We start from the raw sequence: 21,251 nt of genomic DNA on the forward strand, positions 1-21,251 counted from the left end.
AGGCATCGGACTGATGAAGATTGTGTCGTCGACAAGCTGGCGCCTCGTGAAAGGGTAAATCCTGATGCAACCGCCAGAGCCCCTGAAACAAGCGTTTCGGACCGTCACCGGATGGAAAACAGCGGTTTTGACGCATGACTGTTGCTTAAGGTTAGTTCACAACTATCAATAATTGTATTTAATAGGGATGTATCGCCTTATGGAGGACTTGAGTTGTCTTTGATCAATCCCGTTATATTGTGCGGTGGTTCTGGTACACGGCTTTGGCCGCTTTCCCGAAAAAGCTATCCAAAACAATTTGTTCCTCTGGTCGACTCCGAAACCTTGTTTCAGGCATCTGTATCCCGTCTTAGCGGCGCGCAGAGGGCGTTCAGCTTTGCGCGCCCAACAATCCTGACCAATTCAGATTTTCGCTTCATCGTAACCGAACAACTGTCGTCCGTTGGTGTCGATCCAGCGGCTATCTTGATCGAGCCCGAGGGGCGCAACACTGCACCGGCTATTTTAGCGGCAGCCCTGCATCTGGCCGAAAGCGACGCTGAGGCGATCATGCTTGTCGCTCCTTCAGATCACGTTGTGCCCAACGTCGAGGCCTTTCATGCAGCTATTGCGCAAGGCCTGGAGGCAGTTTACGACGGTAAGATCGTCACCTTTGGGATCAAACCGACCCATGCGGAAACCGCTTATGGTTATCTGGAGCTGACGGCCGCGCCAAATGGATCAGGCGCTGCAGTTGACCTTAAAAAATTCGTGGAAAAACCTGACGTGACCCGCGCCACCGAAATGTTGGCGGCTGGAAACTTCATGTGGAACGCCGGGATTTTCCTGTTTAAAGCCAAAGACATCGTCGAAGCCTTCAATACCTACGCAGCAAGCCTGGTAGGGCCAGTTTCCCAAGCCGTGAAGACCGCAGAGGTAGATCTTGGCTTCCTGCGTTTGACCCCTGAACTCTGGGCGCAGGCCGACGACATTTCGATTGACTATGCCGTAATGGAAAAAGCAGACAACTTGGCGGTTGTCCCGTTTATTGGCGGTTGGTCGGATTTGGGCGGCTGGGATGCAGTCTGGCGCGATGCGGGCCCTGATTGCAATGGCGTTGTAACCTCGGGCGATGCAACAGCAATTGATTGTCAGGACAGCCTGATCCGATCAGACAGCGAGCGCGTCGAAGTGGTCGGTATTGGTCTGAAAAACGTTATGGCCATTGCGATGAACGATGCAGTGCTTGTTGCGGACATGTCGCGTGCGCAAGACGTCAAACAAGCGGTATCCGCCCTGAAAGGAAAAGGAGCGCAGCAAGCGACCCATTTCCCGAAAGAGCATCGCCCATGGGGTTGGTTTGAAAGCCTTGTGATTGGCGGACGTTTTCAGGTTAAACGCATTCTCGTTCACCCCGGTGCAGCGCTGAGCCTGCAAAGCCACGTCCACCGCTCTGAACACTGGATCGTGGTGGAGGGTACCGCCCGCGTGACCGTGGGCGAAAAGGTCCAGATGGTGACCGAGAACCAGTCGGTTTATGTCCCACTAGGCGTCGTTCACCGGATGGAAAACCCCGGCAAAGTTCCAATGGTTCTGATCGAAGTCCAAACTGGGGCATACGTCGGCGAAGACGACATCATTCGCTACGAAGACTTATATGCGCGCGGTCAAAGCGCGAGGGGGTAAATTAAACGCCATGGCTCCCAAATTTGGCACAAGTGGGTTGCGCGGGCTTGTGACTGAGCTCAAGGATGATCTGATTGCGGACTATGTCCATGCATTTCTGTGCGCCGTAGAGAGTGACACGCTCTTTGTGGGGCGTGATCTGCGCCCTTCTTCCTTGCATATTTCCCGCGTGATTTCTGAAACGGCACAGGCAGCCAAAGTGGATGTAAAAGACTGCGGCGCACTTGGAACGCCGGCTTTGGCACTGTCTTCAATGGCTGCTAGATCCCCCGCGATCATGGTGACCGGCAGCCACATCCCCGCAGATCGGAACGGTTTGAAGTTCTATCTTGCGGATGGTGAAGTTTCGAAAGCCGACGAAGCTGCGATAAATGACGCCTACATAGCACGGGTTCGGTTCGCGGGGGCGGCTGAAGGCAACTATTCTAAGCTAGACGCTGAACCGCCCTATGTTCGCCGCTATACCGAGGCCTTCGGCCCGCGCGCTCTGGAAGGTTTGAAGATTGGTGTCTATCGCCATTCATCTGTGGCACGCGATACGATGGAGCATGTATTCACCGGCTTGGGCGCCCAGATCGTACCGCTAGCCCATTCTGATACGTTCATTCCCGTCGACACAGAAGCAGTTGATCCGGACACGCGCAAGAAACTGTGCAATTGGTGTGCGGAACACAAGCTGGATGCCATCGCATCGACCGATGGTGACGCGGATCGCCCCATGCTGACCGACGCAACCGGCAAGGTTGTCCCCGGCGATATTCTGGGCGTGCTAACCGCAAAGTTTCTGGGCGCGAAGTCCGTTGTAACTCCGGTTTCGTCTAACGATATGGTGCGCCGTTCGCCCGAGTTCGAGGACGTGCGACTGACCCGGATCGGATCACCCTTTGTGATCGCAGAAATGGCCGAGGCAAGTCATACCGAAGTCGTCGGTTTTGAAGCGAATGGCGGGTTTCTTCTTGGCTTCGAAGCCGCGCTAGAGGGCAATTTGCCCCCCCTGCCCACCCGGGATTGCATCTTACCAATCTTGGCCCCCTTGGTGGCCGCGCGACAGGCGCAGCTATCCGTGGCCCAAATCGTGGCCGCCTTACCAGCCTGTTTTACCGCAGCGGATCGGGTACAGGATATAGACCCGGCGAAAGCCCAGAATTTCCTGGACGACTTGATCGGCAAGGACGAAGCCCGCAATGCCTTCTTTGCGCCTTTTGGCACCATTGCATCGACGGATATGACAGATGGTCTGCGTGTCAACTTTGAAAGCGGGGCTGTGTTGCACCTGCGCCGCTCGGGCAATGCGCCCGAATTCCGCGTTTACGCCCAAGCGCAATCCGAAGAACAAGCCCTACAACTTGTGCAAGACGCCTATCGCCACGTTGTTAGGATAATTTTGTAGTTTCAAGTACAAGGCTGGCGCGAGATTGCTTACAGGCCATGCGGGCCGTCGGTGGGGTGGAAACCAGAGTTCTGAGCATCAGAAACCCCTTTAAAATAAGGCCGTTCGCACCCATTAAAATCCGTTAACTCCTTCTTGATAGCGTCCTGCTGACCAATAAAAGGGGTACCTAAATGTCTCAAATTGATGCTTTCGCCACGGTAGCGCGTCGCCCTGCAGGTGGGCCGAGGCACCTGTTCCAAATTGTCCCTGACGACAACAATGACCTTGCAGAGATGGCTCACTGGGTGCACGTCTCGAACGCTGGCAGTCTGACGGTTACAAGTGGCGGCGGTCAGGTGGTGACTTTCGACAATATTTTGCCAGGCTGGCATGCGATGGAAATTGTTCGCGTTCATGCGACAGGCACGACTGCAAGCTCATTGATCGGAGGCTGGTAATGCAGACCAGCCTCTACATGACGATGCTTCAAGCAAATCCGATGGCCAGGTTTCTCCGCAGTGGTGAGACCCCTACGGCGGTTTGGGATTTCTCCTCGGGGTACTACACCAAAGGATGGTCGTTGTCGCGGAACAGCACGGCGCATTGGTTTGACACGATGGGCAACCTGAATACAGCATCGGTCGATATGCCGAGATTTGTACCGACAGTCGCTGGGCGCGCACTCGTGGTCGAAGCCGGCAGTACTAACTTGATCGATGCCTTGAACAGAACCTACATCAACCTCGACACTGTTGAGGTTGGTGAAACTGCTGGTGGGATGGAATTTACAAGTGTCTCCAGCTCTAGTTCAGGCAGCTATCTTCAATTCAATGGTGTGGATATTTCCTCGCTTTCTGTCGGGCAGGGAGTGAACCTCTCTATGGTTATCCGTGAGAACAGCGATAGCTTTGCTCTATGGCTCGGGATCGGCACAACAGGCGCCGGCAGAGTCCGCTGTTCAGTGGACCCCTCTGCACTGTCAGCCACAATTAGTCAGGATGTCGACAACACCGGCGCCACCGCAGAGCTGATTTCGTTGGGGGGAGGCAACTTGCGGGTAAGCGTGTCCGGCGCTCTGATCTCGAGCGAGGCATCAGAATTGATACGCATTCATGAGGTCTCAGGGACGATGCAATATGCTCATCCTCAGGTCGAAGCCCAAAACAAAGCCAGCACCGTCATCCCGGGCAACTTTCAAGGCGCTGTACGCGCTGCGGACCAGTTGACGTTTGAACATGCTGACGGAACCTATACCGCCGTAGTGCGCCGCGCAGATGGTTCTGACACTGAGATCGCTGCGACAGTGATCGGTGGTACCTGGTCGCCACCCAACCTGTTTGGTGACATTTTAAGCATAGCGCTGTATGCCTAGATCTGCGGGGAAAGGGGCTGTATTTTTCGCTTTTTTTCAGTTTAGAAAGCGTGGCAAAGTATAGGCCCTTATCCACGGATTAATTAATGCCAATTGAGCGCGTCTTTATCGTTAGCGACTTTGCCGAGTTGAACGGGGGTCAAGCCAAAGTCGCGATAGACAGTGCCCGCCTTCTGGCTGACGCTGGGATCGCAGTGACATTCTTCGCAGTCAGTGGGCCACCGGATGAAGCGCTGGAGCATCCCAAGATTGATGTCACCTGTTTGAATCAGCCCGATATCCTGTCCGACACCAATCGCTTGCGGGCCATGGGTCGAGGAATATGGAACAGAGAGGCTGCGCACAGGTTGCGTCAGGAGATAGGGGGCTTTGACCCGAAGACAACGGTGCTGCACGCGCATGGCTATGCCAAAGCGCTATCCCCCTCTGTCGGTCCCATCCTGACCGACGGCCCCCTGCCAAGTATCTATACGATGCACGAGTATTTCCTCGCCTGTCCAAATGGCGGGTTCTATGACTATCAGAAAAATGAAATCTGCACCCGCAAAGCTTTGGGCATTGACTGCCTGACCACCAATTGCGACGTGCGCAAACCGGCTCACAAGGCGTGGCGGGTCGCCAGGCAAGTCGCCACCTGGGGACCGGGGCGCATCCCGCGCGGGCTGAAAGATGTGATCTATATTTCGGAGACCCAGCGTCGGGCCATGACGCCCTATATGTCGCCGAACACCCGCATGCATTACCTGCCCAATCCGATTGAGCAAACAGACGCGCCAAAGGTCGACTTCAAAAACAACAATGTCTTTCTCTTTATTGGACGGCTGAACCCCGAAAAGGGCGGGCTGATGTTCGCTAAAGCCGCGAAAAAGGCGGGAGTCAAAGCGGTCTTCGTCGGCGACGGAGCCGAGGCCGATCAAATCCGCGCCGCCAACCCCGATGCCATCCTTACCGGATGGCAAACCCCGGCACAGGTGCAGGAATGGATAGGAAAATCAAAGGCATTGGTCTTTCCCAGCCTTTGGTATGAGACATTCGGACTGGTCGCTTTCGAGGCCCTCGCTCGCGGCGTCCCGGTCATCTGCGGAGAGTGGAATGCCGCAAGTGAAGGTGTCGAGCATGGTGTGAACGGGTTGCTCTACAAAGAACCGACAATTGAGGCTTTAGCCCTCTCGCTGAGCAAGGCTGACGAACTGAAAGAACTTGAAAGCCAACCACTTCTGGAAACGATGACTCCTCGGGTACATTTGGAGAAACTACTGCGGATTTACCACGAGATCAGTCAGCCATGAATTTAGTTCACATTTTGCCTAGGTATGCATTGGCGGCAATGGTCTTGCTGGTCGTCTTGCCCTACACTCTCATGCCCAATTGGTCTATGCGGGTTTATATCAGCTCCAGCGGCATCGCGACGATGTTTCAGATCGGAGGGCTGCTAGCCTTCTTGGTGCTAGCAAGCCCACTACTAGCCAAGGCTATCCAATTAAACCGCTCGAACGTCATAATTTTGGGCGGCGTGTATTTCCTACTGGCCTTTTTGACGGCCCCCTTGGGGATCAAACCGCAAAGTAGTGCGATCTATACTGTGCTGATGGTGATATTCATTTTGATGAGCATGGCCGTCGTGAGAGAGGCAGATTTTTCAAAATCTCTTGCCCTCTCGAACAGGGTAGTAATGTTTGTAGTTCTGGGAATCATGATTGTGTTCCCATACAACGGCTCGACCTTCGGGGGCATCCAACCCAATATCTTCTCAAAATCTTGCCTGACAATATTTTGCTTGTCCTACGCTGACCCAAATCGGTTTTTTCGAATTTCGTCTAAGGTCGTCTCAATTCTGGCAGTAATTTTTGTTACATCTCGATCTGCCGGCATCGCAATGATTATAATTTTTCTCGCTACATATGTAATCCGTATAGCCCGACGCAACTCAACGGGCATTACATACGCAACTAGCCTCTGGCTCTGTGGGATAGCGCTCATACTGTTTGGGTTGTTCTACGGGATATACCCCAACGCAGCGGAGACTTTCTTTTACAATGCAACTGACAAGAATATCCAAGGTCGTTTTGATGCATGGGAAGCCTCCATCTATGGCATTCAGCAGTCTCCCATTATTGGGCACGGCTTCCGCTCAAGGGATGGCTATGAACATGAGCTTTGGGAGTATTCACGCTTGGAAGCAGTGAATGCACACAACGGCTACATAAACTCTATTTTGGACATGGGCATTCTAGGCACAGCAATTGTCTTATTTCTGTGGGTCTCCGAAATGTTTAAAAACTTTAAGGCACTAGCCGACCGAAACTTGCCTGACAGTACCCGCAGAGTCTTAATGTGCTTTACCACTGTTATGGTCGCTAGCCTGTTCACATGGCTCAGCGAGCCGCTCACGTTCAACTTCGGAAATCCTTGGTCGATTCTTCTTGTGCTCGCCATTTTCACTTCCTCCGAAATTCGGATACGCGGGCAAAAACTTAAACTTAGTGCAAGCCATTTCTAGTGAGCCATTATTACGGATTGAAATCTTACCTTCGGCACAAAGACAACCGATCACGTGACAGGACGATACAATCATGACCCGTAACCTCATCCTTGTTACCGGAGCCCCCCGAACGGCAACAACACCGGTTGGGAATATGCTCGAAACGGCAAAAAATACCGTTTCCCTATACGAGCCGCTGGGGCCTACAGGTCTCAAACGGTTTCAAGATTGGTTTCCAATGAAAGGCGAAGGAGGGGCCGAAGATCTCTCGGTCCTGTTCGACGACTTGCGCCGGTTCAAAAGCGGCGGCCTGAAGTCCCAGCAACGCGGTAAAAGTTTCTCCCTGAAACGCGCGGTATTTGGCAGCCGGACTATTCACTCGTATCGCAAAGCGAAATTGTCTTTCGGGGTGGACAATGTCATCTGGAAAGACCCACACGCGATTTTCATGGCTGCGGATGTGGCTGCGGCGGGCATCCCGGTCGTCCTGACAATTCGGCGCGCCAAGGCGCATGCTTCAAGCTATCGACGACTGGGCTGGGTCTCGAAAGCTGTAGAGCTTTATCCGCGTTGGCAGCAACGTTTCGGCGCATGTGATGTCATCGAGTCTTATCTGGGAGAGGCTTCGGACAGTGTTGTGTCAGCAGCCTTGCTTTGGCGCATGTGCTATCTACCGCTTGTACAAGCTGGTGTGGTGGAACGTGTTCATCTTGTCTCTCCAGACGATCTCGCCGTCGATGAACGCGGATGCTATGAGTCGCTTCTTGCCAAGCTCGACCTAACCGAGACTCAAAAGACAGAGGAGCTCTTAGCTGCGAAGAAATCCGACACGCGTAGCCGTCCGTCGGCCAACACCACCCATGATTGGGGCCGGTCGGTTTCTGCGGTCAACTCGTACTGGCGCGAGCTCTTGACCGAGGAAGACATTCACAAAGTGGATGCGATCACGGCTGATATCGAACAGGAAATTTTAGGGCCTGAAGCTTCTTAGTCTCGCAACAGGAAGTAGGTGAAAACAGCTGTTCGAAGAGTCACAGTCGCCAAGATGGCCATGCCCGCCCCTTCGAGCCCATAAAGCTGAATACCAAGATAGGTGAAGGGCACAGTCACGATCAAAGCGATGGTCTGAACCGTGCCAAAAGAGCCAAAACGGCGTTGTGCGGTGAGAGCGGTTTGTACGACGCTCGAAATCAAACGCATACTGATCGCGGCTGCAATCCACATCAACAGACCATAAGCGGCGGCATATTCTGGGCCGAAGAACAGCGCCAGAAATGGCTCCCCGATCGCCCAGGCCAGCCCCATGCCCAAAATGCCAAGCCCAACGGCGACCGCCAGCATTTTCCTAAGCATCGAAAAGAAGCGATCTCGATTGCCGCTGGCCCAAATTTGACTGAGCCGCCAGCCAATCGCTTGCTCCAAAGTATTGAAGAGACTGATAGTCGCGCGCTGAAGCACCGACACAGCGGTAAAAAAAGCCATCGCCGTTGTGCCCAACATGGCTTCAACAAAGAACCGCGGTAGACTTGTTTGGAGCGCTGCAAAAAATTGCCCAAGGCCAAGAAATGCCGTGTTGCGCAGCAACGCAACAATACGGCCCCAATCACGGTCTAACGCAATGGTTTCCCCGGATCTGCGAACACCCGGAAAATCGTGCAGAAGCTGAATTGAAACCCACACTGCAGTTTGCGCCCAAAAGGCAATCTGGGCATCGCGCGTTACATAGAGCGTAATACCGAAGAGCAAGAGCGCTGCGGGGCCACGCAGGAGCATTGAACGCGCAACCAGCTGCACAAGCCCTGCGCGCTGCAGGCCGCCGTAGCACAAATCCGACAAAGACTCGGTCGCGTTCATCAGTGCGATTGGGACAGCGAGGACAAGATACTCGGGCCTGACAAGAGCAATGACAAGCAGAGGTGCCACAAAGAGAACAATTGCGCTGACAACTCGGATGGTTAGGAAGGTGGAAAAATTGAATTCTCTTTTCGCATCCGTGGCAAGGTTCGCGCGCAGCCCCATGCGCAAAAGCATATAGAGGGGCTGCACAACGGCCATTATGAAACCGAATGCGGCAACTGTTTCCAAGTCGGAGAGCTGTGTCAAAAGGGATAGAACGCCCAGTTGGCACAATAGATAAATAAGATTGGCGGTCCCAAGACTGCCTATTTGTCTTGTCAGGCGCATGCAGCTTCCTCAGTCGAGATGGGACGAGAACCCCATTTCATGGAGCGCTACTTGATCTTTAGCAAACAAAGCACGCATTTCCTGTTCAAGTTCGGGCTCAATCTCTATGCGCGAGACTTTCTTTGCATTCAACTTATTCAAACCCACCCCGATTTTGGTGCGCAACTCTCGCGGGAGGATTTTTTGAGCAAGCGATTTCAGTGCATTTGGGCGGGTCAAAATATTACGCAACAGCTTGAACCTGGGCATTGAGGCGGCGTTTGAGTTCGTTTTTGCGCGCGCAGGAAATGGCGCACTCAAATCAAGGAAGTCACTCAACTTTTGCTGCAGGTTGGGTGTATCTCGGAGCTCATCTTGGCGTAGAACCAACAACCTATCCGCCCCCAACACAGTTTGCGCATAGGCGATCTGCTCGCCATATAAGCCCACTTTTGTGTAGGCGAACCGCCACCAGCGATCATTTTTCGCTCGGGCCTCTTCAATGCGCTCATGCTCTTTCTTAAGCGCTTCAGGCAGAGAGAGTGTTTCATGCCCAAGGCGTAGCATATGTTGATACGCCGACACGGCGCGCTTCACGGGGTCCCGCAAAATTACGATAAAGCGTGCATCGCTATCCGCGTATTCCGCAATGCGATCAATCGCCTCTTTTGATCCCAAATAGAACGGAGTAGCGTCACCTCGCCATTTGGCGCGCTGGGCTTTCTGAACGCCATAGAATTCAGCTGAAAACCAATCAAAGCCTTTTGAAAAATTTGCGTCGACGTTGAAAAAGTATGTCTCTTTGATTGAGGGAATGAATACTTGGGAATGGTCGTTCAGCAAATCGGCAAGCGATGTGGTCCCACACTTCTGTACCCCCAAAACGAATAGATTCACCTTATTGGGCATCACGCCCCCCCTGCACGGCATTTGCAGCTTTCCAAACAGCTATGTCAGGCGCACAGAGGCTCTCGATTTTCGCGCGCCATTCAGGATTCTCCAGCTCTGATCTGGAACGAGAAGCCTTCGATCCTTTGTTTTCATGTTTGATTTTCACCCGAACACCCAGCTCTTTTCGAATGTCTTGCTCAAAGCTTCTGGTGTCGGAAATATCCCCAACAACAGAGAACTTCCCAAGATTAGAAATCGCTGCCGAAACCGCTTCATCTGAATCTGTCGGCACATCTTTAGGCAGGCCACAAAGGTACTCGACATAGGTCGCGCCGATGCGTTTGGCACGGGGGCTCTCTAGGAATGTTTCGAAGTCATCTTCTATGCGTGCATGGGCTTGGGGTTTGCCATAGCTCCAGTGATAATGGGAAACGAAGCGTTTTACCGGATCGCGCAACATGGTCACGAATTTGTAGTTATCCTTAAACCGCTGATACGCGATCTCTGAAAATCTGACATGTAACGAGACCCCGCGCACATCCTCAAACAGGTGGTACAGCAGCATTTGCTCTCGCAGGTCGAGAACGTCTATCAGCATTTTTTCGCGGTCATTACGCGCGGTAAAAATCTCGAAAGCGCGAAAACTCGACTCAGGTGTCACAGTCGCCTGGCTAAGCAGATAGCGCTTGCGCAAAGCCCGCCCTACGGACGTTCCTCCGCATTTAGGAATGTGGTGGTAAACGAACCGTTGCGGCAACAATTGATCTTCAATCTTGCCTTTACTGCGCTTTGCGAAGTCCACAAGTCCCACATTCGTCTCCGTCAGCTTTTCGTCGAAAAATCTGTCCCGGCACTCCAGGACGACAAGTTGAGATTAAACGCCTCTTCAAGGCGCGTGTTTGCCGAGTGAAACTCGTGCTTCAGGGCATCAAGGACCGCTTTGTCCCCTTCTGTCGGGCCGGTGGGCTTCGTTGTGTTGAGCCGACGGTACACATCGCGCGCAGCCTGATAAAGCTTACCCCTCGGCAAGGCGCTTCGAAGCCGAACATTCAGCCGCTGCAATGCCCGGTTTCTGGGCACATATGTTTCGTTTTCCCGCGGGAAGGCATAGTCATCATAGAAAGAAGCATCTAGGCCAATCCAAGTTGCAACGCGCTTGGTCAACGCCTTTTGATCACGCACCAATTCGTCGAAGGTTGTCACCATGATCCTGTCAGGCCCAAGGGCTTGTTGCCAGGGCAAAAGCACGTCGACATAGGCCGCATTCGCCAACGCATTCTGGGCAAGCTCATTGCCGTTAAAGTCGTGGCTACCCTCTCGAACAGCCTGCAAGAAACTCTCAAAGCTCATATCCGACGGAACCCAGTTCCAGTTGTCGCGAAAGTAGGTGTAGAGCGAGTACACCTGCGCCACAGGCTCGCGCAAAACGAAGAGACACTTCGGCCGGCTGGGCAGGTTGGGAATTTCTCGCAGCGCTGTTTGAGAATAAATATACGAAGGCGTGGACTCGAGGATCACTTTGGGCTCTACGCCCTCAGGAATTTGAAATTGCGCCCTCCACGTGTCTAGTCCTTTAGAAATATGGGCCTCGGGGCGATACATATGGGTATCAGGGTCAACAAAAAAGTACGTTTCTTTTTCCGTAGAGCCAACTGCGTCAGGATGATCTGCAATCCACTGATGCAAAGAGGAAGTACCCGCTTTGGGGGCTCCCGCGACAAAGAAATTAGGCAGCCAGGTTTCTCGGGTCATCTAAGCAAACCTCTGAATAGTGATGATATCTCATCCCAGAAGCGGGAAATATTGAAACGCTCTAGATAGGCCTGTTCGCAGGCCTGCTTCATTTCAGCCAGACTCTCGCGATCGAGCGCCGTTAAAGTTTTGGATAACTCTGTCTGATCCAGCTCAAAGATATATCCGGTCTCACCATGTGCGATGAGAGTAGGAAGTGCGCCGATATTGCTTACCACTGCGGGTGTTCCATTGCGCAGGGATTCCGGGACCACAAGCCCAAACCCCTCCCAACGGGATGGCACTACCAGCGCATCAGCCGAGCGATACCAGTCATCAATTGCGTTACGCTCAACCCAACCTGACAGGCTTGCACCTTCTGGCAACTCAATCGGCGCGCCATCATCACGCACCGTGGCCCCAACGATATGTAATCGTAAATCTGGCCGAACCTTATGCGCGTCGGCAAAGGCCGCCAAAAGGATGTCGAGACCTTTCTGGCGGTCAAAACGCCCGACAAACAAAAGATGAATCGCTTCCGGCTCATCGGCAAACAGATCATCCCGCGCACTTTCAGCTGGCTCTTCGACTGCATTTTCGATGGTGATGTGATGACCCGAATAGCCAAGCTGTCGGGCCAAAGCTTCATCCCCTGTCGACACGTTCACAACCACATCAGCAAGCCCGCAAAGCTTGCCTTCGATAATTCGCACAATACGGCCTTTCAAGCTGTCCACGCGATAGCGCGAGATCGCCCAGCCATGAGAGCAATACACGGTGCGAATCTTACGATTGGTTATACGTAACAGAACCAACCCAAAAAGAGCGAAAGTCGAATGAAAAAATACGATCTGAGGTGGGCTGGTGCGGCAACGCCGAACGAGCGCCCTCCCGAACTGTACGAGGTTCGAAAGCCCCCGTTTTTTGGCAGGGTATGTTTCTACCTTCGATAACTCTGTAAGCCCATCAACATGGTTTTCAGGGAGCAAATAGCTTTGCTGCAGGTCATCCGCTACAAGACCAGATAGTGCTCTGAGATAGGTTGCAACCCCTCCAATGGCGGTCTCACTTACATGAAGAACCTGAATTGGTTTCAATGAAGTCATGTATTTCAACCTAAATTCGAAAAGCAGTCCTATTCGAAATGTTTAAGCAACTATTTTTGCGCCAGCTTCAACTCAAATTAGTCGTGTAGCCGGAATTTTTGGATCAGGATGGCAAAGTGCACCCAGTATTAGATTGGCCCCACCTATGTGTGCCAATTTGATGATCACTACATGATTGGCTGGGGCGCTCAGAACAAGCCATCAAAGCGGCAATGTGCACGTTTCAATTTAAAGTCTGGTGTTCCAGCCATACTTTTCAGCGAACAATGGCGACCCCGGCAGGATTCGAACCTGCAACCTGCCCCTTAGGAGGGGGCTGCTCTATCCAGTTGAGCCACGGGGCCGTTGGCATCTTTGTTGCTGGATTGTCTGTGGGTTTCAACCCTCTGCGGTGGTGACAAACAGATTGCAATCTGTAAGCTTGTATCCCACCGACTATTAACGCTAACAATTGATAGACCAATTACGTGGAGGAGACCCCTTTGACTGATACGCAAGCCCCCCGTCAGCGCCGCCCCTTGACCCTTCGCGATGTGTCGGAGGCTTCTGGGGTCAGCGAGATGACGGTTAGTCGGGTTTTGCGAAACAGGGGGGACGTCAGCCAAGCCACGCGAGAGCGCGTGCAAGAGGCCGCAAAGCGTCTGGGATATGTGCCCAACAAGATTGCAGGCGCGCTGGCCTCGCAGCGGGTTAACCTTGTGGCGGTGATTATTCCGTCGATGAAGAACATGGTTTTCCCCGAGGTCATGACCGGGATTTCTGAAACACTGGAAAGTGGTCCGTTACAGCCCGTCGTGGGGATCACCCACTATAAACCCGAACGCGAAGAGGCCGTTCTTTACGAGATGCTATCGTGGCGACCCTCGGGTGTGATTATCGCCGGACTGGAACATTCCGATGCGGCACGTGCGATGCTGGCCAATGCCGGCATTCCCATCGTCGAGATCATGGACACCGATGGCGAACCGGTGGATTCGGTCGTGGGAATCTCGCATCGCCGCGCAGGCATCGAAATGGCGCAACAGATTTCAGGGGCCGGTTACAAGAAAATCGCTTTCCTGGGCACCAAAATGCCGTTGGACCACCGCGCCCGCAAACGGTTTGAAGGTCTGACCAATGCGTTGGCCAAGGAAGGCCTAGAGATTTCAGATCAGGAGTTCTACTCGGGCGGGTCCGCGCTGGAAAAAGGCCGCGAGATGACCGAAGCGGTTCTGAAACGCACCCCGGATATCGACTTTCTGTATTACTCGAACGACATGATCGCCGCGGGTGGCCTGCTGTACTGCCTGGACAATGGCATCGACGTTCCCGGCCAGGTCGGCATCGCGGGGTTCAATGGCATTGAACTGTTGGACGGGATCAAACCCCAGATCGCGACGATGGATGCTTGCCGCCGCGAAGTCGGGGCCAAAGCTGCCGAGATCATCGCCAAGTGCACCGAAGCCGGGCAGTCCTTTGCCGGTAAGCGCATCGAGTTGGAACCGCGCTTGACGATTGGCCAAACCCTGCTGCGGTAAACGCTGCAGGACTTGGTTAATACTTTGAATTGCGCGCAAGCGCCCCTGTCCCGCCACAATTTATAAAAGCCAGGTTAATCGCCAACCCAGAGCCTGAGTGCAGTTCTTAATTGCACGAAAGGCCCTGCGGGCGTGTCCTACTTCGAGTTTGAAGGCAACCTTACGAATGGCGTACTCAGCAATCCGGTCACCGCCGGGCGGCTGGATTTTGGCGTCGACCCCGACAGCGGACAGGTTGTGCTGACCAACAACGCGACAGGTCACCGGGTCACCCTGACATTGCGCGAAGGGCGTCTTGCCACTGTCAGCACCGAAAGCTATCCGCCCAGTCTGGGGGACACGACCAGTGTCGTACTGGATGACCAGATCATGACGCTGGGGGATGACGATATCGCCGCGGTGGCGTCGATGTCTGAAGGGGACAGCCAGACAATCTATGCTGACCGCTCGGGCGAGGCGGATGACAGGGTTGAAGCGCTGGCAGTGCAAAACGGCGCGGACACGATAATTTACATGTCTGCGACCGATGGCGACGGAATTTCTGCCTATCGCCTTGAGGACGACGGCTCCCTGACTTTGCTAGAGCACAAACCCGATAACAACTCGATCACTACGCAAGGCGTGACATCACTGGCGCAGGTTAGCGTTGATGGCACAACCTATGTCATCGCCGCGTCGGCCGAAGAGGACGGGCTGACCGCCTATCGGGTCAAACAAAACGGCACATTGGCGCAGACCGGAACAATCGTGGCGTCAGAGGACTTCCCGATCAACGATCCGCAGGCGCTGGAACCTGTCGAAGTCAATGGCACCCAGTATCTGATCGTCGCTTCTTCGGGCTCGTCTTCGTTGACCGTATTAGAGATCACGGCGGAGGGAGAGATGATCCCGGTGGACATGGTCATTGATGATCTGGGCACCCGCTTTGCCAACACCACGGTTCTGGAAAGTTTCACCGTAGACGACCATACGTTCCTTCTGGCTGGCGGCAGTGATGATGGGCTGTCGTTGTTCATCGTACTGCCCGACGGGCGGCTGCTGCATCTGGAAACGTTGGTGGACACGGCATCCACCAGCCTTTCAAACATCACCGATATCTCGGTTCAGGTCATCAACGGAGAGGTTCAGCTTTTCGTGGTTTCAGGCACCGAAGGGGGGGTGTCTCAGTTCATATTCGACCCCGGAGAGCTGGGCGACCTTGTCACCACCGGGGTCAATCTGAACGGCACCGCCCGAAACGACGTCCTGAAAGGGGGCGAAGATGCCAATGTGATTGTCGGAGGCTCGGGCGACGACATTCTGATGGACGGGGCCGGCAGTGACACGTTGGTCGGCGGCGCCGGAGCCGACATTTTTGTGCTGTCCGATGACGGCGAAGTCGACACCATCACCGACTTTCAGCTTGGCGTAGACTCGATAGATATGTCCGCCTATGGCCTGCTGCATGATGTGTCAGATATCCAAATCAGCTCAACCGCGGATGGCGCTGAACTGCGTTTCGGTGATGAAACACTGATCATCATCACCGCGAATGGCACTTCGCTTTCAGCAGAGGACTTCACCACGTCAGATGTGATCAACGTTTCGCGCGTTGCCCTGGACCTGGAAATAGACGATCCCCCCCCGCCCCCAGACGGAGAAATCACCGGCACCTCAGGCAGCGATACCCTGATCGGCAGCAGCGGGGCGGATTCGCTGTTTGGGTTGGGCGGCGGAGATACCTTGCGCGGCGGGGCTGGCGCGGACCTTCTGGACGGCGGCGCCGGGGTCGACTTCGCAGACTACTCGGATTCTGACTCGGGTCTGACGGCCAGCCTTTCCAATCCGGGGAACAACACAGGGATCGCAACTGGCGATAGCTACATCGCCGTCGAAGGGCTGATTGGCAGTTCCTATAGTGACACGTTGGCCGGTGACGGTGGTGACAATGAACTTCGCGGCGGCGCCGGGGATGATATGCTGCGCGGCAAAGGGGGGGGCGACATACTGAACGGGGGCGATGGCTTTGATTTCGCCGACTACAGCACCGCGAACTCTGGCGTGGTCGCGAACCTCCAGAACCCGTCGGCCAACACCAACTGGGCCGCAGGAGACAGCTATTCATCCATTGAGGGTCTGATCGGCAGTAGCCATGACGACACGCTGATCGGGGACTCTGGCGATAATGAACTTCGCGGCGGGAATGGCGATGACCTCCTGCGCGGAAATGCCGGTGGGGATACGCTGATCGGGGGAAATGGGTTCGACATCGCCGACTACAGCAAGGCCACCAAAGAAGTTGTCGCCAGTCTGAGCGATGCATCTGTTAACACCAACGCTGCACAGGGTGACACCTACGCGTCAATCGAAGGACTTACCGGCAGCTCTTACAACGATACGCTGATCGGAAACTCGGCCGCTAACACGCTCAATGGTCTTGCGGGCGATGACACTTTGATCGGTGGAGCGGGCGCAGACACGTTAATCGGGGGCGACGGTATCGACACCGCTGACTACAGCAACGCTACTGCCGGGCTGACCGCAAGCTTCGAAATCCCTTCGACCAATACCGGAGACGCAGCCGGAGACACGTTTGATTCAATCGAAAACCTAACCGGAACGTCGTTCAATGACTCCCTGACCGGCGACGGCGCGAACAATACCATTCTGGGTCTGGCAGGGGATGATGTGATCCGGGGCAAAGATGGCGCCGACCGGATCGAAGGGGGCGCGGGCAAAGACACGCTGGACGGTGGCGACGACCAAGACACCATCTATGGTGGCGATGGTGCGGATCAGATTTCAGGCGGCGACCATGCAGATACCCTTTTCGGGGGCGCCGGGGATGATGTTGTCTCTGGCAACTCTGGCAATGACACCATCGACGCAGGTTCCGGCGCTGACACGGTTTATGGCGGCAGCGGAAATGACGTGGTTTACGGCGGCTCGGGTGTGGATTTTGTGCTGGGCGATGCCGGTGACGACATGGTGAACGGCGGTGCCGGCGGGGATCGAATGATGGGTGGCGCGGGCGCTGACGCCTTTGTATTTGACGAATTTGGCCCCGGGACTTTCGAACTGATCCTTGACTACACGGATGGTGTGGACACCATCCATATGGCGGGCGTTGACAGTATGTCTGACTTCATCACCTTGCCATTGGGAAGCAATCTGGCGCTGATCTATTGTCAGGGCAGCCTGATTTTGATGTTGGGGGTCGATGGCAAAGATCTGGGCGAAGAGGATTTCGTTTTCTTCTAAGCACGCACCGCAACAAGGTGATTGTCCCACTGCACCGGAAGCCGACGCGACCATGCGGGGCGAACATCGTTCACTTCAATCACGTCACCCATTCCTGTGGTCGCGGCAAAACCATGCGCTGCTGGGCCCACACCACAAATATCCCCGCGCGCCATGGCACCAATATAATAACCCCGATCCACGTCGAAAACCTGCAGCATACCCCCCCGGGGGGAGGTGATCGCAACAAGCGTTCCATCGCGTGTCATCGCAACCGACCCCGCATAGCCGCTCATCTGACGGTGTTGTTCTGGCGGCGCGCTCAGCAAACGGGGATCGGTCCCGCGCCGATGTAGCGCCAAAAGCGGAGGCGCCAAATCTGCACCCTGCCATTGCATTGCAAAGGCAACCGTCCCGTCTGCCCTCAGCGTCAGGTGGCGGATAGAATTCTTGTGCATGGCGGTCGGCAATGTGACCTTTTCCAGAAAGCGCCCCGCGGTCGAAACGTAGCTCAGGCTGGGTTCCATGGTGGGAATGTTCAGCTTGGTGCGCCCACTGTCTGGGTGCGTTTCGATCCCGCCGTTGGCAATGACCAACGTTTCGCCATCAGGCATCAGGCGCAACTCGTGCGGGCCAATCCCACCGGTTGCGAACTCGTCTATCCGGCGATAGCCGCTAGCCACGTCCCACACCCCGACCATGCCGCGTACCGCATCAAAGTCGTTTTCCGATGTAAACAGCAACGCCCCATCGGCTGAGAACGCGCCATGACCACAAAAGTGCCGCCCAGCGGGGGCATCCAGCTGCACTTCCGCAAGCCCGGAAATACAGTTGATCACCATCGCAAAGGTTCCGGGGCGTCGGGCGAAAGCCACCACGTAGGGCTGACTGGGGTGGGTCGCAGCGGCATGACCGCGCGCGGGCAAAGAAATCTGAAACAGTGCTTCTGCCTGTTCAGAAAGTCCAATCAGAGCATAGCTGCCATCGGACAGTCGCGCCGCCGAAACATAGGCCGGGCTGCCCGCATCTGCCCAACTGATGCGAGGCGCAAGGCCCGCTGCCATCAAGCCTGCCAAAAAGCCACGGCGCGTCGTCATCTTAATCCCCGTCCAGTGCGTTGAACCCGGTAGAGACCCCCAAGGCGGGTGCCAACTTTTCAGCCAAGGTATCGCGCAGCGAGTTGATCGCGCTTTGCACCACCTCAACCCGCAGCCGTTTCTGGGGGTCAGCGACCCCAGCAAAAACAGGGTCATCCAGCGTTTCTGCCAGATCGACAACCCGCGCGTATCCCGTTCCCATTGCCTGCGCGATGTCGACATTGCCTGCCGCCAGCCGCAAAGCCAGATCTTCGGTGGCGTGGATCGTCACAACAAGATTGTGCAAAGACCTTTCTGAACGCCAGCTTTCAGCACGTTTTGGCCGCGGATGTTCAAAGCTGCCCAAAGGGCGGCCAAGGCGCGCGTCAGCCGCAACTTGTAATCCGGTCTGCACAGCTTTGTAGAACTGCTGCATGACCTCGGCCTGTGTCCGGTAACTGTCATTGTCCGGCGCCCGCATCAAAGCGGCATAATGGTTGGTCCAGTCATACAAAATTGCTGCGCTGGTAATGGCAATGTCATCAGCCTGTGCCCGGATCAAAGCGCATCGATACGCGTCGCCACCCAATTCAAACATCGGGTCGTCAAACAGCATGTATTCCATCGCATAAAAGCCCCGCACCGCGATCGACTGCTCGGCAAACATCGCAGAGTCATACACCGAGGGATCTGACTGCAGGATCATTCGGGTCAGCGCCTTGGGCCTCTTGCCGCGCGTGTCGGGCCAAAAGGCCAGCGCGAAAGCTCGGTCATCGGTTTCGCTCGGGCCAAAACGTAGATGCGCAACGCCAAGCCATGCGTCAAAGGCAACGCCCCATGCCTCGCGCAGCGCCTCCGAATTTGGATCACAAGTGGTCTGCGCAGTTTCAGACAGCGCCTGAGCGGCATCGGATAATTCCGTGAACCCTGACAAGACATGCCCATCAATCACATCCTCAATCACCGAAGTCTGCGCCACGGCAACCGGCGCCAGAAGAGCGACCGCCAAGGATATGAACATTGTTCTCATTTCAGAGACTCTCCAAAAAATGGATCAAAGCCCGACGATCTGCGGCGGGCATTGTGACCACCTTGTCCCGCACAGGCTGCGCTTCACCGCCATGCCAAAGAATTGCTTCGAGCAGCGAACGTGCACGCCCATCATGAAGAAAAGCTACGCGCCCGCTAACCTGCTTTGTCAGCCCAATACCCCATAGAGGCGGGGTGCGCCACTCTTTACCGTTGGCACGCGCTTCGGGCCGATTGTCGGCCAAACCGTCCCCCATGTCGTGCAGCAAAAGGTCGGTATAGGGCCAGATAAGTTGAAAGCTGTGCTCGGGTCGATCCTTCAGACGGTGGGTCACAAACGCCGGGGTGTGGCAGGCTGCGCAACCGGTCCGGTGGAACACCTGCTTGCCCTTCAACACCTGCGGGTCGCCTGGGGTTCGGCGTTCTGGCACCGCCAAGTTGGCGGTGTAAAAGGTCGTCAAATCCAGGCCGGTGTCGTCCAACTCGTGTTCCCGCACGTCGCCGTCCCCATGGATGGCCCCGCGGCACGCGCCCTGTGCCGGGGTACAGTCCCCCCAACCGCCCGGAAACAGCGCGGAAGAAATGCCCATGTCCCCGGCAAAGGCCGCGGCGGTTTGTTCCCGCAGGGTGGGCAGGCCTGCTTTCCATCCGAACCGTCCCAACAAGGGCTGATCAAACTGGCGCGACCAAACGATGTTTGCACGGCCCGAGATACCGTCACCATTGCGATCATCTGGGTCCGCATTGGCCAGAATATCCGCTGCCGGAATCGACTCCAGCAAGCCCAGCCCAATCAACTGCGGCGCCATACGGGGGCTGAGCATGGCCTCCGTGTGCAAGGCTCCATAGGCAAGATCCTTGGCGTTATAGTTTGGTTGGCGCAGTGTCGCTGTTTCGCCCTCAGACAAGGGCACGGTGACCTGTTGATAGGTAACTTCCAAACGGTACTCAGCATCATGCGCGGGGTTCGCGAAATCCTGCAGCTGCTCGCCATAGTTTGGATCAGGTCGTGTCGCGATATAGTCTTCGATCTGGCTAATCTGGTCTTCTGGCCTTCCCGGAATCGAAACCCGCAACACTAGGGATACCGCCCTGTCTTCAGGGCCGTCAGGCGCATGTCCGCGCCCGTCATTCAGGTGGCATGCATTACATGATCGGGCATTGTAGATCGGCCCCAATCCGTCCGACGCCTTGGTCGACGCCGGAGAAGTCACCCACAACTTTTCGAACATCGCGTTGCCCAGCTTAAAGGTCAGCCTGTCGTCAGCCTTCATCGAAGCACTGGGTTGCGAAAACGCGTGCTCATCAGAGCGCGCGCGCACTGTGGCGGCTCCTGCAGTCATAGACTCAAAAGTGGACGGCACTGTGAAATCCGTCGGCGCCTCAAGAACTTTGGTGATACGTGCTGATTCAGCTTCAGTTTTTTGAACAATGTTCAAGTACGGTTCATCCGTGACGCCAGCCAGAGCATTGCCCGAGCAGAACAGCATCGCAATAACGCAGGTTGTCTGGATCGATGTAAGATAGTTCATCGATTGGATGTTCCTTTTGGGTTCGTCTGAACCGTCCCTAACTCTGCCCAGACGACATTTCGGATACCGGGCGCAATCTTCCCAAATCGCCCGGCG

General features: G+C 55.1%; 17 protein-coding genes and 1 tRNA gene. 9 read left to right on the forward strand and 9 right to left on the reverse strand.

What is annotated here, in order from left to right; genetic code table 11:
• Positions 1-213: 213 nt before the first annotated feature.
• The 7 genes from ATO10_RS07995 (at position 214) to ATO10_RS08025 (ending at position 7,882) form a co-directional block, all read left to right on the forward strand.
• Complete coding sequence (locus tag ATO10_RS07995; protein ID WP_035250185.1) at positions 214-1,665, forward strand: mannose-1-phosphate guanylyltransferase/mannose-6-phosphate isomerase; 1,452 nt, start codon at positions 214-216, stop codon at positions 1,663-1,665.
• A 10-nt stretch (positions 1,666-1,675) separates the two neighbouring features.
• On the forward strand, positions 1,676-3,055 hold the full coding sequence (locus tag ATO10_RS08000; protein ID WP_035250188.1) for a phosphomannomutase: 1,380 nt from the start codon (positions 1,676-1,678) through the stop codon (positions 3,053-3,055).
• Between the two features lie 173 nt (positions 3,056-3,228).
• Positions 3,229-3,495: a spike base protein, RCAP_Rcc01079 family gene (locus ATO10_RS08005; protein ID WP_035250189.1), complete on the forward strand. Its 267-nt coding sequence runs from the start codon at positions 3,229-3,231 to the stop codon at positions 3,493-3,495.
• Positions 3,495-4,409, forward strand: a complete 915-nt coding sequence (locus tag ATO10_RS08010) for a hypothetical protein (RefSeq protein WP_035250191.1) — start codon at positions 3,495-3,497, stop codon at positions 4,407-4,409. The genes ATO10_RS08005 and ATO10_RS08010 overlap by 1 nt, the downstream gene beginning before the upstream one ends.
• Before the next feature lie 86 nt (positions 4,410-4,495).
• A complete protein-coding gene (locus ATO10_RS08015; protein ID WP_051598034.1) occupies positions 4,496-5,698 on the forward strand; it encodes a glycosyltransferase family 4 protein in 1,203 nt (400 codons plus the stop codon).
• Positions 5,695-6,909, forward strand: coding sequence for an O-antigen ligase family protein (locus ATO10_RS08020; RefSeq protein WP_081806466.1), 1,215 nt, complete (start codon positions 5,695-5,697; stop codon positions 6,907-6,909). Before ATO10_RS08015 ends, ATO10_RS08020 begins: the two co-directional genes overlap by 4 nt.
• Before the next feature lie 73 nt (positions 6,910-6,982).
• Positions 6,983-7,882 carry a hypothetical protein gene (locus tag ATO10_RS08025; RefSeq protein ID WP_155886721.1) on the forward strand — a complete coding sequence of 300 codons (900 nt, stop codon included), beginning with the start codon at positions 6,983-6,985 and terminating at the stop codon, positions 7,880-7,882.
• Here the strand turns inward: ATO10_RS08025 and ATO10_RS08030 are convergent.
• From ATO10_RS08030 to ATO10_RS08055, 6 genes are all read right to left on the reverse strand, one after another.
• A complete protein-coding gene (locus tag ATO10_RS08030) occupies positions 7,879-9,075 on the reverse strand; it encodes a lipopolysaccharide biosynthesis protein (RefSeq protein ID WP_155886722.1) in 1,197 nt (398 codons plus the stop codon). The two genes, ATO10_RS08025 and ATO10_RS08030, sit on opposite strands and share 4 nt — an antisense overlap.
• 9 nt (positions 9,076-9,084) lie before the next feature.
• Entirely contained in the window at positions 9,085-9,963 is an 879-nt protein-coding gene (locus ATO10_RS15955) for a sulfotransferase family protein (RefSeq protein ID WP_051598035.1), read from the reverse strand.
• Positions 9,953-10,756 (reverse strand): sulfotransferase family 2 domain-containing protein, encoded by an 804-nt coding sequence (locus tag ATO10_RS08040; RefSeq protein WP_162174088.1) that lies wholly within the window; start codon positions 10,754-10,756, stop codon positions 9,953-9,955. The genes ATO10_RS15955 and ATO10_RS08040 overlap by 11 nt, the downstream gene beginning before the upstream one ends.
• 11 nt (positions 10,757-10,767) lie before the next feature.
• The gene (locus ATO10_RS08045) at positions 10,768-11,697 is read right to left on the reverse strand and encodes a sulfotransferase family protein (protein WP_081806469.1); all 930 of its coding nucleotides are present in this window, start codon (positions 11,695-11,697) and stop codon (positions 10,768-10,770) included.
• On the reverse strand, positions 11,694-12,782 hold the full coding sequence (locus ATO10_RS08050) for a glycosyltransferase family 4 protein (RefSeq protein WP_081806470.1): 1,089 nt from the start codon (positions 12,780-12,782) through the stop codon (positions 11,694-11,696). Before ATO10_RS08050 ends, ATO10_RS08045 begins: the two co-directional genes overlap by 4 nt.
• Positions 12,783-13,049: 267 nt before the next feature.
• Positions 13,050-13,126, reverse strand: a tRNA-Arg gene (locus ATO10_RS08055).
• A 138-nt stretch (positions 13,127-13,264) separates the two neighbouring features.
• Between ATO10_RS08055 and ATO10_RS08060 the strand changes: the two genes are divergently transcribed.
• On the forward strand, positions 13,265-14,299 hold the full coding sequence (locus ATO10_RS08060; RefSeq protein ID WP_035250204.1) for a LacI family DNA-binding transcriptional regulator: 1,035 nt from the start codon (positions 13,265-13,267) through the stop codon (positions 14,297-14,299).
• A gap of 132 nt (positions 14,300-14,431) precedes the next feature.
• Positions 14,432-17,539: a hypothetical protein gene (locus ATO10_RS08065; RefSeq protein WP_035250206.1), complete on the forward strand. Its 3,108-nt coding sequence runs from the start codon at positions 14,432-14,434 to the stop codon at positions 17,537-17,539.
• On the opposite strand, the gene ATO10_RS08070 is transcribed toward ATO10_RS08065, so the two are convergent.
• Genes ATO10_RS08070 through ATO10_RS08080 form a run of 3 tightly spaced genes read right to left on the reverse strand, consistent with a single transcriptional unit; the run spans position 17,536 to position 21,155 of the window.
• Positions 17,536-18,615 (reverse strand): DUF1513 domain-containing protein, encoded by a 1,080-nt coding sequence (locus ATO10_RS08070; protein WP_035250208.1) that lies wholly within the window; start codon positions 18,613-18,615, stop codon positions 17,536-17,538. The genes ATO10_RS08065 and ATO10_RS08070 overlap by 4 nt on opposite strands.
• Before the next feature lies 1 nt (position 18,616).
• The gene (locus ATO10_RS08075) at positions 18,617-19,624 is read right to left on the reverse strand and encodes an imelysin family protein (RefSeq protein ID WP_035250210.1); all 1,008 of its coding nucleotides are present in this window, start codon (positions 19,622-19,624) and stop codon (positions 18,617-18,619) included.
• A gap of 1 nt (position 19,625) precedes the next feature.
• Positions 19,626-21,155, reverse strand: coding sequence for a di-heme oxidoreductase family protein (locus ATO10_RS08080; RefSeq protein WP_155886723.1), 1,530 nt, complete (start codon positions 21,153-21,155; stop codon positions 19,626-19,628).
• Positions 21,156-21,251 lie beyond the last annotated feature (96 nt).

This window comes from Actibacterium atlanticum, assembly GCF_000671395.1.
Lineage (GTDB): Bacteria > Pseudomonadota > Alphaproteobacteria > Rhodobacterales > Rhodobacteraceae > Actibacterium_D > Actibacterium_D atlanticum.

Coding starts and splice junctions, on each gene's coding strand:
- ATO10_RS08080 (WP_155886723.1), bottom strand. CDS start 21,155: ATGAACTATCTTACATCGATCCAGACAACCTGCGTTATTGCGATGCTG.
- ATO10_RS08030 (WP_155886722.1), bottom strand. CDS start 9,075: ATGCGCCTGACAAGACAAATAGGCAGTCTTGGGACCGCCAATCTTATT.
- ATO10_RS08005 (WP_035250189.1), top strand. CDS start 3,229: ATGTCTCAAATTGATGCTTTCGCCACGGTAGCGCGTCGCCCTGCAGGT.
- ATO10_RS08045 (WP_081806469.1), bottom strand. CDS start 11,697: ATGACCCGAGAAACCTGGCTGCCTAATTTCTTTGTCGCGGGAGCCCCC.
- ATO10_RS08015 (WP_051598034.1), top strand. CDS start 4,496: ATGCCAATTGAGCGCGTCTTTATCGTTAGCGACTTTGCCGAGTTGAAC.
- ATO10_RS08050 (WP_081806470.1), bottom strand. CDS start 12,782: ATGACTTCATTGAAACCAATTCAGGTTCTTCATGTAAGTGAGACCGCC.
- ATO10_RS08075 (WP_035250210.1), bottom strand. CDS start 19,624: ATGAGAACAATGTTCATATCCTTGGCGGTCGCTCTTCTGGCGCCGGTT.
- ATO10_RS08020 (WP_081806466.1), top strand. CDS start 5,695: ATGAATTTAGTTCACATTTTGCCTAGGTATGCATTGGCGGCAATGGTC.
- ATO10_RS08070 (WP_035250208.1), bottom strand. CDS start 18,615: ATGACGACGCGCCGTGGCTTTTTGGCAGGCTTGATGGCAGCGGGCCTT.
- ATO10_RS08000 (WP_035250188.1), top strand. CDS start 1,676: ATGGCTCCCAAATTTGGCACAAGTGGGTTGCGCGGGCTTGTGACTGAG.
- ATO10_RS08010 (WP_035250191.1), top strand. CDS start 3,495: ATGCAGACCAGCCTCTACATGACGATGCTTCAAGCAAATCCGATGGCC.
- ATO10_RS15955 (WP_051598035.1), bottom strand. CDS start 9,963: ATGCCCAATAAGGTGAATCTATTCGTTTTGGGGGTACAGAAGTGTGGG.
- ATO10_RS08025 (WP_155886721.1), top strand. CDS start 6,983: ATGACCCGTAACCTCATCCTTGTTACCGGAGCCCCCCGAACGGCAACA.